General features: G+C 45.1%; 13 protein-coding genes. 9 read left to right on the forward strand and 4 right to left on the reverse strand.

Going from position 1 to position 16,313, the window contains the following annotated elements:
- The coding region (locus OEV42_12320) for a s-methyl-5-thioribose-1-phosphate isomerase (GenBank protein ID MDH3975057.1) at positions 1 to 671 on the reverse strand (671 nt) is incomplete at its 3' end.
- A gap of 122 nt (positions 672 to 793) precedes the next feature.
- Between OEV42_12320 and OEV42_12325 the strand changes: the two genes are divergently transcribed.
- Both OEV42_12325 and OEV42_12330 read left to right on the forward strand, forming a co-directional pair.
- Positions 794 to 2,524 (forward strand): tetratricopeptide repeat protein, encoded by a 1,731-nt coding sequence (locus OEV42_12325; protein ID MDH3975058.1) that lies wholly within the window; start codon positions 794 to 796, stop codon positions 2,522 to 2,524.
- Between the two features lie 2 nt (positions 2,525 to 2,526).
- A complete protein-coding gene (locus tag OEV42_12330; protein MDH3975059.1) occupies positions 2,527 to 3,330 on the forward strand; it encodes a DUF4292 domain-containing protein in 804 nt (267 codons plus the stop codon).
- On the opposite strand, the gene OEV42_12335 is transcribed toward OEV42_12330, so the two are convergent.
- Together OEV42_12335 and OEV42_12340 are read right to left on the reverse strand one after the other, a co-directional pair.
- Positions 3,327 to 3,677: a divalent-cation tolerance protein CutA gene (locus tag OEV42_12335; GenBank protein MDH3975060.1), complete on the reverse strand. Its 351-nt coding sequence runs from the start codon at positions 3,675 to 3,677 to the stop codon at positions 3,327 to 3,329. The two genes, OEV42_12330 and OEV42_12335, sit on opposite strands and share 4 nt — an antisense overlap.
- Before the next feature lie 99 nt (positions 3,678 to 3,776).
- A complete protein-coding gene (locus tag OEV42_12340; GenBank protein MDH3975061.1) occupies positions 3,777 to 4,289 on the reverse strand; it encodes an N-acetyltransferase in 513 nt (170 codons plus the stop codon).
- Between the two features lie 496 nt (positions 4,290 to 4,785).
- On the opposite strand from OEV42_12340, the gene OEV42_12345 reads away from it, so the two are divergent.
- The 3 genes from OEV42_12345 to OEV42_12355 all read left to right on the forward strand — a co-directional run bounded on the left by OEV42_12345 (position 4,786) and on the right by OEV42_12355 (position 11,670).
- Complete coding sequence (locus tag OEV42_12345; protein ID MDH3975062.1) at positions 4,786 to 6,321, forward strand: response regulator; 1,536 nt, start codon at positions 4,786 to 4,788, stop codon at positions 6,319 to 6,321.
- 242 nt (positions 6,322 to 6,563) lie between these two features.
- Positions 6,564 to 10,421 (forward strand): DUF3683 domain-containing protein, encoded by a 3,858-nt coding sequence (locus OEV42_12350; protein ID MDH3975063.1) that lies wholly within the window; start codon positions 6,564 to 6,566, stop codon positions 10,419 to 10,421.
- A 469-nt stretch (positions 10,422 to 10,890) separates the two neighbouring features.
- Positions 10,891 to 11,670 (forward strand): response regulator, encoded by a 780-nt coding sequence (locus tag OEV42_12355; protein ID MDH3975064.1) that lies wholly within the window; start codon positions 10,891 to 10,893, stop codon positions 11,668 to 11,670.
- A gap of 72 nt (positions 11,671 to 11,742) precedes the next feature.
- On the opposite strand, the gene OEV42_12360 is transcribed toward OEV42_12355, so the two are convergent.
- Complete coding sequence (locus OEV42_12360; GenBank protein ID MDH3975065.1) at positions 11,743 to 12,399, reverse strand: protein-L-isoaspartate(D-aspartate) O-methyltransferase; 657 nt, start codon at positions 12,397 to 12,399, stop codon at positions 11,743 to 11,745.
- A 175-nt stretch (positions 12,400 to 12,574) separates the two neighbouring features.
- On the opposite strand from OEV42_12360, the gene OEV42_12365 reads away from it, so the two are divergent.
- The 4 genes from OEV42_12365 to OEV42_12380 all read left to right on the forward strand — a co-directional run bounded on the left by OEV42_12365 (position 12,575) and on the right by OEV42_12380 (position 16,259).
- A complete protein-coding gene (locus tag OEV42_12365) occupies positions 12,575 to 13,048 on the forward strand; it encodes a hypothetical protein (GenBank protein MDH3975066.1) in 474 nt (157 codons plus the stop codon).
- A gap of 118 nt (positions 13,049 to 13,166) precedes the next feature.
- Positions 13,167 to 14,459 (forward strand): TolC family protein, encoded by a 1,293-nt coding sequence (locus OEV42_12370; GenBank protein MDH3975067.1) that lies wholly within the window; start codon positions 13,167 to 13,169, stop codon positions 14,457 to 14,459.
- The gene (locus OEV42_12375; protein ID MDH3975068.1) at positions 14,456 to 15,820 is read left to right on the forward strand and encodes an efflux RND transporter periplasmic adaptor subunit; all 1,365 of its coding nucleotides are present in this window, start codon (positions 14,456 to 14,458) and stop codon (positions 15,818 to 15,820) included. Before OEV42_12370 ends, OEV42_12375 begins: the two co-directional genes overlap by 4 nt.
- 64 nt (positions 15,821 to 15,884) lie before the next feature.
- A complete protein-coding gene (locus OEV42_12380; GenBank protein ID MDH3975069.1) occupies positions 15,885 to 16,259 on the forward strand; it encodes a GxxExxY protein in 375 nt (124 codons plus the stop codon).
- Positions 16,260 to 16,313: the final 54 nt, after the last annotated feature.

The following is a 16,313-nucleotide window of genomic DNA, read 5'->3' on the forward strand; positions in this document are numbered from 1 at the left end:
ATAAGGTATCCCGACATATTATCGGTAATAACCGTTACATCAATGCCGTCTTTCATCAGTTCCCAGGCAGTGAGTCTTGCTCCCTGGAGAAAGGGCCTCGTTTCATCGGCGTAAACAGATATTTTTTTGCCACCTTCCAGCGCCCCTCTTATCACACCGAGCGCTGTTCCATAACCGGCCGTTGCAAGCGCTCCGGCATTGCAGTGAGTAAGCACCCTGTCACCATCTCCGAGTAATGCGCCCCCATTTCTACCGATACGCCTGTTAATCTCTATATCTTCATGGCAAACCTTGAGCGCTTCCTCCTTCAATATTCCCTTAAGTGCGCTAATTCCCTCTCCCCTGCTGTCCGAGAAAACCTTCTTCATCCTTTCAATGGCCCAAAAGAGGTTTACCGCCGTCGGTCGTGTTCCACCAATATGCTCACATATTTTTTTGAACTCACTTTCAAAGGCATCCATTTCTTTTGCGTCTGAAGAACGGGCTCCCAAGGCAATCCCCATAGCCGCAGCAACACCGATAGCCGGCGCTCCACGGACAACCATCTCCTTTATAGCCACGGCAACACCTTCATAACCGTCATACTCATTATAAACTTCTTCAGCGGGCAACAATCGCTGATCAATCATGACGACTTTGTCATTAGTCCATTCAATCGTTTTAAAGGACATCTGCATCTCCCTCTCGTTTATTTTAAAAGAGGCATTTATAACATATCGGGGGGGTGGCGTTCAATCCCTGATCAACCAATTATAAATTGACTAGCTCCTCTTTTAAATGCTATCTTTAAAAAGTGAAAAGATTCATTTTTATAACAATATCGGCACTTTCTACTGCTCTTTTCTTCTCGGCATGCGCCTCTCAAAAAGGCTTCTCCGTCAACAATGAGTTAATCCCGGACAACCAAAAAACTTCCTATGAAAGCCCGGCCGACTCAAAAGCAGCCTTCAATTACCTGCGCAGCGAATTTCTTCTCATCGAAGGAGATCTGGCAGGAGCCATCGACAAACTGCTAAAAGCGATAGAATACGATCCTTCCTCCCCCTACCTTTATACAAGGCTGGCCTCCCTCTATTTGCGAAGCGGCGAAACCAGGCTTGCCATTGACAATGCAGAAAAGGCGCTTTTCATCGAACCGGGCTACCTCGATGCACACAAGCTCCTGGCGGCCCTCTACTCCTCTGCCAACAGGATAGATATGGCTATTGAGGAATACGAAAAAATCATTGAACTCGACAATGAAGACGAAGAGGCTCACCTCTTTCTCGGCATACTCTATTCCTCTCTTGGTGATTATGAAGATGCCGTCACCAGCCTGAATAATCTCCTGGAAATGAGGCCCGACTCCATTATGGCTTTTTATTATTTGGGGCGTGTTTATTCCGAAATGAGGCTCTTTACAAGGGCCATTGAATTCTACAATAAAGCCATTAATCTCAAACCGAGCTTCCGGGGCGCCCTTTATGAACTGGCATTTATCTATGAAATGGAGGGCAAAACGGAAAAAGCGATCAAAACCTACAGAAAGCTGCTTCATTTCCACCCCAATGACGATGGAGGAAGAAACAGGCTGGGAAACCTTCTCATCAAGGGGAATCGCTATGACGAAGCGCTGGAGCAGTTCCAGGAAATGAAAAAGACGACTTCAAACATTTCGGCAGTGCGCCTTAAAATCGGCCTCATCCATATGGAGAAGGGAAATACAGACGCAGCAATAAGGGAATTTCAGCTCACTCTGGATGCAGAGCCCGATAATGATATGGCCAACTACTACCTCGGTTTTGCCTATATGGGTAAAGATAACTTCAGCCTGGCCAGGGAAAAATTCGCTCTAATACCTTCATCATCGGGCTACTACCAGGAAGCGATCCTGAATATAGCTCACATATTAAAAAAAGAGGAAAAAACAGAGGAAGCCGTCACCTACCTTGAAAAAGCCATCGAAGCAGGCATGGGCGCCGCAGAATTCTATAACCTTCTCGTTTCACTCTACACCGATATGAAAGCCTACGAAAAAGGAATCGCTTTTTTCATGGAAAGAATCAAAGGGGCGCCGGAAGACAAGGAACTTCATTTCAACCTCGGCACCATCTATGAACAATGGGGAAAATCGGATCAATCAATAGAAGCAATGAAGAAAGTACTGGAAATCGATCCTGACCATGCCAATGCCCTCAACTACCTGGGCTATACCTACGCCGAAATGGGCAAAAACCTCGATGAGGCTGAAAAGCTTGCAAAAAGAGCGCTTGAGATCAAACCCGATAACGGATATATAATGGATACGCTCGGCTGGGTCTATTTCAAAAAAAAGGATTACAAAAAAGCCATTTCCGTCCTTAAAAAAGCGGTAGAACTCTCTCCCAACGACCCTGTAATCACAGAACATCTTGGCGATGCCTATCTTGGGAGCGGCAAAAAAGGGAAGGCAAGAAAACTCTACCAGAAGGCATTTGAAATCTACGACAAGGATGATGAAAAACGCAAGGTCAGGAAAAAAGCTGACGATTTGAAAAAGAGGTAGACATGCCCCATCAATTTAAATGTTTCCTGCTTCTTTTCATATTTCTCCTCCCCTCCTGTACGCTTTTTCCCCGGCAAACGATAACGTCACCGCCCACCAGGGAATACTCATACAAGGAACTCCTGCAAGCCCTGGATTCACGAAGCAACATCATCGAATCGATTGAGGGAAGAATCAGCAGCAAAATTATTATTAACGGTGATTCAAATGCTTCAAGGCAACTGCTCGTTTTAAAAAAACCGGCTTTTATCAGAATGGATATTCTAACACCCTTCGGCTCACCCGCCCTTACCATGGCCACGGATGGGGAATTCCTTGACCTCCAGTATCATTCGGAAAACCGCTTTTTTTCAGGCCAGGCCGATGACCGCAGCCTGTCGGGACTCCTTTCATCGTCACTTAATATTAGTGATCTGGCAAGGGTTTTGAGCGGAGACATTCCTCTTATCTCTTTTGACGAAGCAAAATCTACCGTAAGCATGGAAAAAGAAGGTTACCGGCTCACCGTTAAAAAGGGCAAGGCAAAACAGGAGATACTCCTGGAAAGCAAGCGGCTTTATCCCCTGGAGGGGATTATTTATGGTGATAAAGACAAGGTCTTGCTCTCTATCAGGTTAAACAAATACAAAAAGGTTAAGAGCATTGAATTCCCCACATCAATAGATCTTTCCATTCCTCTCGAAAACTACGAAATGAGAATCCGCTATCTTGATGTTGCCCTCAATGAATATACAGGAATGAATGCCTTTCAGCTGACTCCCCCCGAAGGCACACTCGTTGAAAACCTCAACAATATTAATTTCTAAATTTCCCTATCCCTTTCACCGGCAGCACCCCCATCGACAGAGGCATCTATCCAGTCGAGGTAATCACCGCTTCCCGTGGCAATGGGTATGCAGATAACTTCCGGCACATCATAGCTGTGCAGTTCCTTTACCCTTTTTACCAGCATGGGAGCAAGAGAAGAAGCCGTCTTTGCCACCATCATAACCTCACTTTCGTCGAATACTTTCCCCTCCCACCGGTAAACAGACCTGACTTTAGGGATAATATTCACACAGGCGCAAAGGCTTTCTTCAACAAGCTTTTTTGCTATGGCAGCGCCTTCCTCTTCATTAGGCGCAGTCATAAATACAGTCATATGCTTCGGCATATTAATCTCCCTGGTGAATCTATTTTATTTAGTTTATCTTAATCAAAAGAGCACCCTATTCAGGGGGGCTGCAGTCTCGTGGCTGCACTTGCCAGGCACCTACATTGCCTCATTAAATTCCGGCCTGTACCTTACAAGGCCTGAGACCTTGTTTACAACCGACTTATTTGGGAAAAGGACCATAAATGCTTCATCGGGAACGCCATCCCATTGGGAACGCAAACCATATTTTGAGGACCTTTCAAAACCGAAACGGGGGTAGTATTCTTTGTGTCCCAGCACAACAACAAAGGGATAGTTCTTCTTTGAAAGGATTTTCAGACCTTCCATAACCAGTTTTGATCCAATCCCTTGATTTTGAAATTCAGGCAAGACGGCCATAGGCCCCAAACCCATTCCCTTTATTTTGCTTTTTCCGGACAATACAGTAACGGGGCTAAAGAATATATGGCCGACAATTCGATTTTCTTCGACTGCCACCAGTGACAAGGTTTCTTTGCATGAAGCCCGAACTTTATTTATCAGACTGCTCTCAATAGTTCCTCCGAATGCGAGATCATTCAGCGATCTTATGCTGTCGTAATCTTCTTCTCTTTCAAAACGAATTTTCATCACCTCAATCCTTCCATTAAATTCGAATAGAAGACTTCTTAAAGGCTAAGGGCTTTATTACTCCACTACTGTTTATCCAATGATGTGCTTCAAAAAAATGTAAAATAGTCAATAGACTCAAAATCATGCCCATTTGGGTTCAGCAGCAGCGCTGCTTTTCACTGACAGCCCACTCAAACTGCAATTTTAGAAACGCTTTCATCACTTGCACCCTGCGGATATCCATTTATTAAAGACATAAGCATGCCACTTGTCAAATGAATTTTCCTGTTCTGTCAAGCAAAGCATAGCTGTTACAAACTGGTCACAGGTGCTCCGCACCATAACCTTTCAAGCCCTTTCCTTGACATAGCAGCAATCCCCTGATATTGTGATTTTGTAAAGTATTTGATGACCTGACTAAACTATAGGGGTAAAAAAATATTGCGCTACATTACAAACAATGTCCGTTCATGATTAACAATGGTAACGGGCTTTTTTGTATTAACAGGTTATTATGAATAACATATTAGTCGTTGATGATGACAGACTGATAAGAGAGGCAGCGGGGAAGGTGCTCCGCGATGCCGGTCACCGGGTATTTCTGGCTGCCGGCGCCGATGAATGCCTTCAAGTTCTCCAAAAAGAGGATATCGATGTTGCGCTCATCGATATTTTCATGCCTGTAAAAAGTGGTTTCGATGCTGTCCCTGAAATAAAGGCCATTGATGAAAACGTCGTTATCATTATTATAACTTCACACGCTTCCGTTGAAACGGCAATCAGCGCTATCCGGGTCGGGGCTTATGACTATCTCAAGAAGCCCTTCCATGAAGATGAACTTCTGCACTCTGTCAATATGGCTCTTGACAGATCAGCCTTGCTTCATGACAACACAGCGCTCATTGAAAGCCTGACGAAGCGGGTTTCCGAACTGGAGCTTTTCAAGGAGGTCTCTACGGCTATTTCCTCTATGTTTGAGATGAAGTCTCTCCTTGAAAAAATCATGAAGATTACAACCGATACCATTGGCGCTGAGGCATGTTCTGTTCTGCTCCTTGACAAGGAGACAGGGGACCTGACCTTTGAAGTCGCTCTCGGGGAAAAGGGAGAGGAAGTCAAGGAATTCAGGATAAAACCGGGACAGGGGATCGCCGGGTGGGTTCTAAGTAATGGTGAGGCCACTATTGTAAACAGTGTTAAAAAGGACAAGCGATTCTACCAGGGGCCCGATAAGAAAACAGGTTTTACTACAAGGTCAATCATTGCCGCCCCCCTTTACGACAAAGATGAAATTATCGGTGTAATCGAGGTCATCAACAAACTGGGAGATAAGGATTTCGATGACAGAGACCGTGCCACCCTCATCACCATGTGCGGCCAGATCGCAGTAGCCCTTAAAAACGTTCAGCTCATTTCTGATCTCGATGATCTTTTCATGGGAACCATCAGGGCCCTCTCTTCTGCCGTCGATGCCAAGTCGCCATGGACAGCCGGCCATTCGGAACGGGTTACTAAATATGCCGTGCTGCTTGGGGAGGGAATGGGGCTTTCCAGGGAAGACATCAAATCACTTGAATTTGCGGGGATATTACATGATATCGGCAAAATAGCCACCAACGAGTCAATCCTCGACAAGCCGGACAAACTCACCGATGATGAATACAGGGCAATAAAAAGGCACCCCGTCAGAGGCGCAGAGCTGATGAAGCACATAAAACATCTCGACCACCTCATCCCCATTGTGAGACATCATCATGAACATTTTAACGGAAGAGGATATCCCGATAATCTGGAAAGAGAAAATATTCCCCTCCTTGCCAGAATACTGGCCGTGGCCGATACCTTCGATGCCATGAAGGCCGACAGGCCCTACAGAAAAGGGAGAGACATGAAATTCATCGTTGAAGAATTCAGGCGCTCTTCAGGAACCCAGTTCGATCCCCGGGTAATCGATGTACTCCTCTCCCTTATAGAAAAAGGCAAGCATAATAATATTGACCACATTGACCTGACAGGAATAGCGACTTACTATGTTGAGCAGGAGGCATAAACCCGTCACATTGCTTCCATAAGATTGCCTGTTGCTTTCAGGCCGGGTAAAAGAACAAAAAGTCACCGGCAAAACCCGCTTGACAATTCCCCCCAAAAAGAAGAAAAAAACAATCGCATAGCGCTATGCTTCATTGCAAAAAAGTGCCAAACCCGCTAAAATAACCTTTTTTTATTAACTCACGGGAGGGATTTTCCCTCCTTTTTTATCTTTTAAGAAAGTTAAAGAAAAGCACTGTTATTATGACTAAAAAAATCATACATCCAATCAGGGAAATTCCTTATAACTATACCTCCTATTCAGATCGTGAAATAGCCATTCGCTACCTTGGAAAAGACATGTGGGACCTTATTGAAGAACTGCGTGGAACAAGGCGGACAGGCCGCTCGGCACGTATGCTTTTTGAAGTACTGGGAGACATGTGGGCGCTTAGCCGTAATCCCTATCTCATGGAAGACCTGGAGGAAAATGAAAAACGCAGACAGGCATTGGTTGATGCCCTTTACCATCGTCTGAAACAAATTGAAGAACGCTCAGAAGGGAATGAAAAGGCCCTTCAGCTGCTCTCAGCAGCACGTAATGCCGTTAATAGCTTTTCAAACAGTTTTGATGAAAATGTAAAGCTTAGAAAAAAAGTGCGAAAGCACCTTTCACAGGTGACCTCTAAAGACAACATCGATTTTGGTGGTCTGGCAAGAGTTTCCCATGCAACGGACGCCACCGATTGGCGTGTAGAACACCCCTTTGTCGTCGTTACACCAGACCGGGAAAAAGAGGTAGGAAAGATCGTCAAGGCATGCATCGATGCGGGACTGACTATCATCCCCCGTGGTGGAGGTACGGGATATACAGGAAGCGCCGTACCCCTTCACGCCCATTCTGCCGTCGTCAATACGGAAAAACTGGACAGCCTCGGTGAAGTTGAGTTCCTTAACATACCCGGTGTAGAAGAAAAGGTCCCTGTTGTGAGCGTCGGTTCAGGTGTGGTAACGAGGCGCGTGTCAGACCTTGCCTCAAAGCATGGTCTTGCCTTTGCCGTCGATCCCACTTCTCAGGACGCCTGTACCATAGGCGGCAACATCGCCATGAATGCAGGAGGGAAAAAGGCCGTACTCTGGGGAACAACGCTCGACAACCTTCTCTCCTGGAGGATGGTAATGCCCGATGCCAAATGGCTCGAAGTTGAGAGAATCAATCATAATCTCGGAAAAATCCATGACCAGAAAAAGGTCACATTTACCATTACCCGGTATGATTCGGACGAAACGACAGTTATAGGGAAACCGGAGAAGCTGGAGATCCCCGGCGCTTCCTTTCGCAAAAAGGGCCTCGGCAAAGATGTAACAAATAAGGTCCTTTTCGGCCTTCCCGGCATACAAAAAGAGGGCTGTGACGGTCTTGTTACCTCTGCCCGCTTTGTGCTCCACCGCATGCCACCCGAGGCACGCACTATCTGCTTGGAATTTTTCGGGTCAGACCTTTCAAAAGCCGTCCCGGCCATTATCGAGATAAAAGACTATTTTGAAAAAAAGAAGGACGTCCTCCTTTCCGGACTGGAGCATCTCGATGAAAGATATATAAAGGCCGTTAAGTATTCAACAAAGGCAGCCAGAAGGGAAGCGCCAAAAATGGTGCTTATTGCCGACATTGCCGGTGACGAGGCTCACGCTGTCAACAGAGCGGCCAAAGAAATGGTGCGGCTCACAAAAAAACGCCAGGGTGAGGGCTTTGTTGCATCGAGTCCCGAAGCGAGACGCCGCTTCTGGCAGGACAGGTCCCGTACGGCAGCGATCTCGGCACATACCAATGCCTTCAAGATTAACGAAGACGTCGTTATCCCCCTGGAAAACCTGGCTGAATACAGCCGCCAGATAGAGCGAATCAATATAGAGCAGTCTATTTCGAACAAGATCCGCATCGCCGATGCCGTTCTTCATTACCTTAAAGGTGACCTTCCTGAAATACGAAAGGCGAAGGAATTCGAGGACAGTGAAGAAAACAGGGTAATCATCGATGCCAAGAAAGTCCAGTCTCTTAAAATCGTTAAAAAGAGCCGTGACAGGTGGCAGTCTATCCTGAACGGGCTTGATGAAAAAGCTGATCACTGCCACGATCTTTTAAGTGAAGATGAGAAAGCTCGTATTTCAAAGGGAGATCTGCTCGTTGATCTTATCCTGCGGCGTGACCTGGTAATTTCCTGTAAAAGGGATGTGGCAGAAGACCTCTTTGATGTTTTTTCCGGCCGTGATCTTGCCGGAGTACGAAAGCGTATCGAGGAAATTCACGGGACCATAAGGGATGAAAGGCTTTTTGTTGCCCTTCATGCCCATGCAGGCGACGGTAACGTGCACACTAACATTCCCGTCCATTCACAAAATTATGAAATGCTCCATGAAGCAGAGCGTATAGTTGACCGTATCATGGATCTGGTCAGATCCCTTGACGGTGTTATCTCCGGTGAGCATGGCATCGGCATTACAAAAATAAAATATCTTATGCCGGAAAAACTGGAAGCCTTTGTGAAGTATAAGAAAAAAGTCGATCCCCATGAGCGCTTTAACAGAGGTAAGCTCATGCCCGGCTCCGGTCTGGAGGGGGCCTATACACCGTCCCTCAAGCTCGTTGAACAGGAAGCCATTATCCTTGAAGAGAGCGAGCTTGGCGCATTAAACGATGATGTAAGGCATTGTCTCAGATGCGGTAAATGTAAATCCAAATGCATGACTCACGTGCCGCGTGCCAACCTGCTCTATTCACCGAGAAATAAAATACTCGGTACAGGACTTGTGTTGGAAGCCTTCCTTTATGAAGAACAGACCCGCCGGGGAATATCTCTCAGGCACTTTGACGACATGGGTGACATTGCCGACCATTGCACTGTCTGCCACAAATGCCTTACCCCGTGCCCCGTAAACATCGATTTCGGTAATGTAACAAACAGGATGAGAAAAATCCTTACCGACAGGAAACAAAAGCGGAGAAGCCCCGGAGAAAGAGCCGCCTTTGCCTTTCTGAATACAACCAGACCCAAAAGCATCCGAATATTAAGAAAGGGTATGGCCAAGTGGGGTTTCAAGGCCGGCAACATGGCCCATGAAGTAGCCAGGCTGGCAGGGATGACGGGCAGAAAAGGCGATATACCACCGGCAACAACCTGCAGGCCGAATATGCTGCAACAAAGTATTAATATGGTTAAGAGACCCCTTGGCGTAGATGTTCCACCTCAAACAACGAGAGACCTGTTCGGCCTGGAGGATCCACGCACCATCCCCATTTTTCGTGATCAGAAAAAAATAACGGAAGAATCGGAAGCCCTATTTTACTTCCCCGGCTGTGGTTCAGAGAGGCTCTATAGCGACATTTCGCTGGCAACTATTGCCATGCTCATTGAAAGCGGCGCAGAGGCCATACTTCCTCCAGGCTACCTTTGCTGCGGCTACCCCCAGATTTCAACGGGCCAACACGCCAGAGGACACAGCATAACGACGGAAAACCGTATCCTCTTTCACCGTGTAGCCAATACGCTCAACTATATGGATATTAAAACGGTTGTCGTCTCCTGCGGGACCTGCCTCGACCAGCTGGAAACCTACCAGTTTGAAAAGATCTTCCCCGGCTGCAGGCTCATCGACATTCATGAATATTTGATGGAAAAGGGAATGTCAGTCCCTGAAAGAGAGGGAACAAAATACCTCTACCACGACCCCTGCCACAGCCCTTCAAAGCAATATTCTCCTGTAGAAGTTGCTTCTAAACTGACAGGCAATAAAGTACTGCTTAACGACCGTTGCTGCGGGGAAGCGGGAACGCTGGCTGTATCGAGACCGGACATATCGAACCAGCTCAGATACCGCAAGGTTGAGGAACTGGAGCAGGGAATTAAAGAACTGGCGCCGGGGGGAAAAACAAGAAAAGAGGACATCAAGCTTCTCACCTCATGCCCTGCATGCCTTCAGGGGCTATCCCGCTATGAAAACGAAACAGGAGTTAAAGCAGACTTTCTCGTTATTGAACTTGCAAAAAAATATTTCGGCGAAAACTGGAAAGCGCATTTCATCTCAAAAGTTGGGGAGGACGGTATAGAAAAAGTGCTGCTCTGATAATCCCGGAAACGGTAGTTGGGCATAGATTTATAGTGTAACATATTGTGCCGGAGACCATGATCCGGCTGCTGCCTCCGGGATAATAAAAAAGGGGGGTTCGGGAGGGCTCCCCCATTCCGCCCCTCCCTGCTTAATCTCTCTCTGCTTCACAAAAACCTTTCTTCCTGCCTTAAAAAGCCCGGAAACAGATCAAAAAAATCAAGTTATTTGACAAGATCACAGCATCTCACCCGGTCAGGGTGAAATTTTTTTTACTTAATAGTATCAACAACTTATAGATCGGGGAAAACATATCAATGCAACTATTGATAGAATTGTTTAGTATAATGCAGCACCAGTTGATTGACAATGCAACATTTGGCTGCTAGTTTTATAAAAACGGTTTTGTAAAAATACTGATTTGACAAAGAGTATTTTGGCGCTTATCAGAAAAAAATTTCAAACTTTTTACCGTAAGGAAACTGACATGAATAGTGATTATTATCAGATCAGCTTTGATGATAAGAAAAAAGTCCTTCTCGTCGATGATGAACCGAGGATGCTTGAGTCCCTCTCCATGCTTTTGGAGAGTGACTACAGAACCTATAAAGCGACAAATGGACTGGAAGCCTGGAACTTCATGAAAAAGAATGTGATGGATGCCATTATCCTCGACATCGTTATGCCTGACATGGATGGCCTTGACTTTTTGAAAAGACTAAGAGGGGAAGGGAACAAGGTTCCCGTCATCATTGTTACCGGAAAAAGCTGTCTCGAATATGCAGAAAAAAGTGCTCACCTCATGGTTAGCGGTTATTTCAGCAAACCTTATGACATCGACAGGATCATGGACAGGCTAAATTTTCTCCTAAAAAGCGTCTCCGGTTCTTATAAGAAATCCTTATTACCGAAAAAAGCAAAACATCCTTTACTCAAAAAAGTGATGGAACATCTGGAAGACAACTATACAAGCCCCGTCAGCATCAATGGCACTTCAAAAAAAGCCGGTATATCAAGCAGTCACCTGAGCAGGCTTTTCAAGGAGAACCTTAATTTAAGCTTTACCCAGTATATAAACAGGCTAAGGGTAGAAAAAGCAAAAGACTTGCTTGAAGATAAAAGCCTGACCATCAATGAAATCATGAATAGTGTGGGCTTTTCCACAGAGCAGCATTTTTTCAAGCAATTTAAACGATATACAGGAACAACACCGGGGAGACTCCGGCAACTGAATGAGATTGAGAAAAATTCGGGCAAACTCAATTAAGTTTTTTCGTTGAAATTGCTCTTCCTGATAAGCGGTATGCCCTGAACCCCAATTTATCACATTGATTGAGGACTAGTAATTCTCTCCACTTTGCCACCCCTTTTTCCCGATGAGCGGCACAAAAACACATCCGAGAAGATTCTCTTCGTCAAAAGTCTCTCCCCGCCGGGTAATCCTGACGAGGGACTGCATCATTCTTCCCCCAACAGGGATGACAAGCCGGCCTCCCTCAGCCAGTTGTTCCTTGAGGCTTTCAGGCACGTAAGGCGCCCCTGCCGTTACGATGATGCCGTCAAAGGGAGCCTTATGAGGCAAGCCGAGTGTTCCATCACCCACCAGGACATGGATATTATGATAGCCCTGTTCTTTTAAGGTTTTGTCCGCCCTCTCTGCAAGCGCGGCATGACGTTCAACAGAATAAACCTTATTACATATTTCAGCGAGAACAGCCGCCTGGTAACCGGAGCCGGTGCCAACCTCCATGACCTTTTCTCCACCCTTTAGAAGGAGCGCCTCCGTCATAACCGCCACCATATAAGGCTGGGAAATGGTCTGGGAACAACCGATCAGTAAAGGACCATCGTAATAGGCGCTTCTTTGACTTTCATGCGGAACAAACTCGTGCCTTGGAACCGTTAACATGGCTTTTAAAATCAAAGGATCTTTGATTCCCCTTTTCTTCAACTGCTGCGCCACCATATCTCTTCTTGCGTCACTGTAAATATCCATAGGAACAATTATACCTTATTAATTTCCAAAGGATAAGGAGAGGAAATAATTCAGGCTGACAAATAAAATACACCTCTGCCTCTATACTCTTTAAATTTAGAGCTACTCTTTTTTTGGAACCTGGAGACTTTATCTGTATCTAATAAACATAATAGAAAATAATATCTTGACAAGAATGACTGCATATTATAGAGATAATATTATGTTTATCAGGTTTTTCAGAAAAAAAGGATTTTCATTATTGTCGGCCATTACCCTCTTTTTTGTGGGCCTTTGCATTATTCCCTGCGGAATACTGAAAGAAGCTCATGCCGCTTCTGTTCATGAACAAATGACGGCACATGAAATGCCCCATACAAAGAAAGCGGATAAAATGGCGGGGCACAACTGTCATGATAGTGCCATGTCTGCTGTTGACAAGACTTCTTTAAACAAAATTTCTTCCTGCCCCCACTGCAAAAGCGAAATCCCTGTCATTATACAGGAAGCAAAGGTCAAATATCTTTCTCCCGAGATGCCGCTTAAACTTGCCCACTGGCAATTTGATACATTTTCAACGAATCTCAAGTTAGAACTTCCCGAGGATGATCCACCACCGGGAAATCAAAAACACCCCATTCATATTCTTCATTCCCTTTTTATAATCTGATACCCCGCAGTTGATGCAGGCTAAGGCAAGTCGCCCGGGTGCGTCTTGCATGAGCTATCCTTTCATGTGCCCCTGGAGCACATGAAAAAAAGTGGAATTCAACATGTGGAGTATTATTATGTGGTTTATCAAAAAAAGATGGCTTATTTTAGCTTTCCTGGTTTGCCTTCCGCTGGATGGCTATCCGGCAGAGAATAAAAGTATAAGCCTTACCAACCTTGTCAATGAGGTCATAAATAGTAATAGGGATCTGGCTGCATTAAAGGAGCATATTAATGCCATTTCAACCCTCCCCGACCAGGCCGGATCACTGCCCAATCCTTCTCTAACAGTTGGCCTCGTCAACATCCCTACAGACAGCTTCGATCTGAAACAGGAAGCGATGACGCAAAAAACTATCGGCCTCATGCAAAAATTCCCCTATCCCGGCAAGCGGGGACTCAAAAGAGAAATTGCCCAAAAGCAATTAGAGAAAAGCCTTACAGATTTGGAAACCCTTAAACTGCAACTTGTCCGTGATCTCAAAATAGATTATTACACCCTCTACTTTGTCAGCCGTTCAAGAGAGGTAACTCAGCGGAATAAGCGGCTCCTTCAGGATTTCATACGTATTGCCGAGACCAAATATTCCGTTGGGAAAGGGATTCAGCAGGATGTATTAAAGGCCTATGTTGAGCTTTCAAAGATGAATGAAAAACTCATATCGCTGGAGGAGAAAGAAGCTGTCCTCAAGGCAAGACTCAACTATTACATGAATCGTGAACCGGATTCTCCCTTTGAGATGCCGCAGGAACTGGAACTAAGCCATGGGACAATGTCCGACATGGAACTTATGAAGGGCTCTTTTGAAAAACACCCCCTTTTGAAAGGAATGAAGTCCCTCATTAAAAAAGGCGACAAGGCAAGGCTCCTTGCCGAAAAAAACTACTATCCCGATTTTAATGTAACTCTCCAATACGGCCAACGTGAAGACGGCAACATGGACAGGGCAGACTTTATAAGTACTATGGTGAGCGTCCAGCTCCCCATCTGGCAAAAGAATAAGGAAGATAAAAAACTTATGGAAAAGAGGGCCAGATTGAATGAAACCAGGCTGAGATATGAATCAGCCAGAAATCGACTAGCCTTTATGGTCAAAAAAACAAAAAGCGAGATGGAGAGCGCCTGGGAAAAAACACTCCTTTTCAGGGATGGTATCATCCCCCAGGCAAAGGCCTCTCTTGAATCAGCCATTGCCGGATACCAGGTGAACAAGGTCGACTTCCTGACGCTTCTCAACAATCACCTGACACTTTTTAATTACGAGATACAATACTACCGATCGTTGACAGACCATGAAATAAAGATGGCCGAGCTTGAAGAAGCCCTTGGCGGGAGTTTTATGGCCCCAAATAATGGAGAAATGGAATGAAAAATATAATTCTGTCCACATTGATATTACTGCTTATTACCGGAGCCGGTGCAGGTGGCTATTACTTTGGTAAGGGAGCTGCTGAAAATAATCATCCCGAAAACGAAAAAAAGGCTGAAGTCACAACAAAAGAAAGGAAAATAAAATACTGGGTGGCACCCATGGACCCGACTTTTATAAGAGATGAACCGGGGAAATCTCCCATGGGAATGGACCTTATTCCTGTCTACGAAGACGAGGGAGAAGAAAAGAGCAGTGAAGGGCTCATTCGAATTGATCCCATAACGGTCCAGAATATGGGCGTCAGAATGGCTGTGGTTAAAAAAAGACCCTTGTCGAGAAAAATACGTACTGTGGGCGTCGTCGAATATGACGAAAAGAGTGTTATACAGGTTCACAGCAAGGTAGAGGGATGGATTGAAAAACTATACGTAGACTTTACAGGCAAGTCCGTTAAAAAAGACGAAATGCTACTTGAAATATACTCACCCCAGCTTGTATCGAGCCAGGAAGAATATCTCGTTGCACTTGAACTGAAGGAAAAGCTTGGTAAAAGTGCCTATTCGGAAGTGGCAGGAGGGGCTGATTCCCTTTTAAAGTCAGCCAGAAAACGTCTGGACTATCTTGATGTTCCCAATCACCAGATTGAAGAACTTGAAAAAAATCGCCGTATTTTAAAGACCCTTCACATCCATTCACCGGGGAAAGGCATTGTTACAAAAAAGCATATACAGGAGGGAGGCTATGTTAAACCGGGCATGCCCATCTATACCATTGCCGACATATCGAAAGTCTGGGTCCATGCCGATATTTATGAATCTGAACTCCCCTGGGTCAAAACCGGGCAACCTGTCAATATGACCCTCGCCTACTATCCGGGCAAGGTTTTCGAAGGAAAGGTCTCATACATTTATCCATTCCTTGAGGCAAAGACGAGGACTATCAAAGTCAGACTTGAGTTTGATAATACCGACTGGCAGCTCAAGCCCGATATGTACGCCAATATCGAAATCGATTCTGTCATATCCGATAATAGCATTGCCCTCCCTACGGAAGCGCTCATACGAAGTGGCGAACGAAATGTAGTCATAACGGCAGTGGAAAAAGGGAAGTTTCTTCCAAAAGATGTAACCATCGGCATTGAATCGGGTGACGGCTATTACCAGGTACTTGAAGGCCTCAGTGATGGTGAAACAGTCGTTACTTCAGCTCAGTTCCTTATAGACTCCGAAAGCCGCCTCAAAGAGGCCATTAGCAAGATGTCTCATGACATCATGGACGACGATGACATGTCAGATATGGACATGAGTGATATGAGTCTTGATGATGATATGGATATGTCGGAAATGACCCTGGAGTAGAACGCCGATGACGCAGATTTAGCGGATTTTCACGGATAAAGAGAAAATAAAAGAGGAAGATTGAATGATTAATTCAGACATTACAGATAAGGTCATTAAGGCTTTTTATAATGTTTACAATACTCTTGGTTATGGTTTTTTGGAGAAAATATATGAAAATGCCTTAATCATAGAGCTTAAAAAGCTGGGATGTCAGGTAGAAGCACAGAAAAATATTAAAGTGTATTACGAAGGCAAAGAAATAGGGGATTATTATGCGGATCTATTAATTGATAATTCGGTGATTGTGGAGCTAAAGGCTGCTGAAAATTTATGTAAGGAACACGAGTGCCAATTGATTAACTACTTAAAAGCAACAGAATATGAGGTTGGGCTCCTATTTAATTTTGGTAAAAAAGCCGAATTCAAACGAAAGGTCTTTACCAATAGCAAGAAATAAAAAATCAGCGGTGATCCGTTAAATCCGCGTCATCCGCGTTCCATAAAACAAGGT

This window comes from Deltaproteobacteria bacterium (genome assembly GCA_029860075.1).
Classification (GTDB): Bacteria; Desulfobacterota; JADFVX01; order JADFVX01; family JADFVX01; genus JAOUBX01.

Coding starts and splice junctions, on each gene's coding strand:
- OEV42_12345 (MDH3975062.1), top strand. CDS start 4,786: ATGAATAACATATTAGTCGTTGATGATGACAGACTGATAAGAGAGGCA.
- OEV42_12365 (MDH3975066.1), top strand. CDS start 12,575: ATGACTGCATATTATAGAGATAATATTATGTTTATCAGGTTTTTCAGA.
- OEV42_12340 (MDH3975061.1), bottom strand. CDS start 4,289: ATGAAAATTCGTTTTGAAAGAGAAGAAGATTACGACAGCATAAGATCG.
- OEV42_12380 (MDH3975069.1), top strand. CDS start 15,885: ATGATTAATTCAGACATTACAGATAAGGTCATTAAGGCTTTTTATAAT.
- OEV42_12330 (MDH3975059.1), top strand. CDS start 2,527: ATGCCCCATCAATTTAAATGTTTCCTGCTTCTTTTCATATTTCTCCTC.
- OEV42_12350 (MDH3975063.1), top strand. CDS start 6,564: ATGACTAAAAAAATCATACATCCAATCAGGGAAATTCCTTATAACTAT.
- OEV42_12360 (MDH3975065.1), bottom strand. CDS start 12,399: ATGGATATTTACAGTGACGCAAGAAGAGATATGGTGGCGCAGCAGTTG.
- OEV42_12335 (MDH3975060.1), bottom strand. CDS start 3,677: ATGCCGAAGCATATGACTGTATTTATGACTGCGCCTAATGAAGAGGAA.
- OEV42_12370 (MDH3975067.1), top strand. CDS start 13,167: ATGTGGTTTATCAAAAAAAGATGGCTTATTTTAGCTTTCCTGGTTTGC.
- OEV42_12375 (MDH3975068.1), top strand. CDS start 14,456: ATGAAAAATATAATTCTGTCCACATTGATATTACTGCTTATTACCGGA.
- OEV42_12355 (MDH3975064.1), top strand. CDS start 10,891: ATGAATAGTGATTATTATCAGATCAGCTTTGATGATAAGAAAAAAGTC.